Source organism: Actinomadura logoneensis (assembly GCF_003428695.1).
Taxonomy (GTDB): Bacteria; Actinomycetota; Actinomycetes; order Streptosporangiales; family Streptosporangiaceae; genus Spirillospora; species Spirillospora logoneensis.
Window position 1 is genome coordinate 1 of sequence record NZ_QURH01000535.1, and the last position, 1,504, is coordinate 1,504.

The following is a 1,504-nucleotide window of genomic DNA, read 5'->3' on the forward strand; positions in this document are numbered from 1 at the left end:
CCGGCGCCACGCGCCCGGTCGACGCCGCGCACTGGGCCGAGCGGCTGACCGCTCTCGCGGCCCGGCACGGCGTACCCGGGGCCGGCCTCGGCATCCTCGCCGACGGCGAGGTCACCGAGGCCGCCACCGGCCTCGCCAACGCCGGCGCGCGGATCGAGGCCACCACCGACACGCTCTGGCAGATCGGCTCGATCTCCAAGGTGTGGACGGCCACCGTCGCGATGATGCTCGTCGACGAGGGCGTCCTGGAGCTGGACACCCCGGTCACCTCCGTCCTGCCGGGCCTGCGCCTCGGCACCCCCGAGCTGACCGAGCGGGTCACCCTGCGGCACCTGCTGTCCCACACCAGCGGCATCGACGGCGACTTCTTCGTCGACACCGGACGCGGCGACGACTGCCTGGAGCGGTACGCCGAACGCCTCGCCGGGGTCGGCGCCAACCACCCGGTCGGCGCGACCATGTCCTACTGCAACGCAGGCTTCACCCTGACCGGCCGCATCCTCGAACACGTCACCGGCGTCCAGTGGGACCGGCTGATGCACGAACGCCTCTACGCGCCGCTCGGCCTCACCCGCACCGCCACGCTCCCCGAGGACGTCCTGCGCCACCGCGCCGCCGCCGGCCACATCGGCGAGCCCCCGGTCGTCGCGCCGCACTGGACGCTCATGCGCTCGGCGGGGCCGGCGGGCCTGATCTGCTCCACGCCCCGCGAGGTGCTGGCCTTCGCCCGCCTCCACCTGGACGGCGGGCTCGCCCCCGACGGCGCGCGCCTGCTGTCGGAGGACGCCGCCCGGGAGATGCGCGCGGCCCAGGTCGCCCTCCCCGACACCCACACCCTCGGCGACGCGTGGGGACTGGGCTGGATCCTCATGGAGTGGTCGGGCCGCCGCATGTACGGCCACGACGGCAACACCATCGGCCAGAGCGCCTTCCTGCGCGTCCTGCCCGACGCCGGGCTCGCGGTGTGCCTGCTCACCAACGGAGGCGACACCCTGAGCCTCTACCAGGACCTCTACGGCGAGATCTTCGCCGAGCTCGCGGACGTCGAGCTGCCCCGGCTGCCCGAGCCTGCCGCCGACCCCGCCCCCGACGACCTGTCCCGCTACGTCGGCGTCTACGAGCGCGCCTCCAGCCGGATGGAGGTGTTCGAACGCGACGGCGGCCTGGTCCTGCGGTCCGTGGTGACCGGGGAGCTGGCCGAGATGCTGCCCGAGGAGGAGCGGCTGCAGGAGGAGCCGCTGCGCGCCTTCGAGCCCGGCGTCTTCCTCGTCCAGCGGTCCGGCGTCGGCGGCTGGTGGCCGGTGACGTTCTACACCCTCGACGACGGGTCCCAGTACGTCCACCACGGCGTCCGCGCGACGCCCAAGGTCGGCTGACGTGCCGGACCTGCTGACGGCCGCCCGCGCCCGCACGGCCGAGATGGTCGCCGACACCGGCGGGCTGGTGCGGGCCGAGTCGCCCACCGCCGACCTCGCGGCCGTGCGCCGCTGCGCCGACGCGGTCG

1 protein-coding gene is annotated in these 1,504 nt (G+C 75.0%); it reads left to right on the plus strand.

Annotation, left to right across the window (positions count from 1 at the left end; translation table 11 throughout):
- The coding region (locus tag DZF91_RS23900; RefSeq protein ID WP_117359555.1) for a serine hydrolase domain-containing protein at positions 1–1,376 on the plus strand (1,376 nt) is incomplete at its 5' end.
- Positions 1,377–1,504 lie beyond the last annotated feature (128 nt).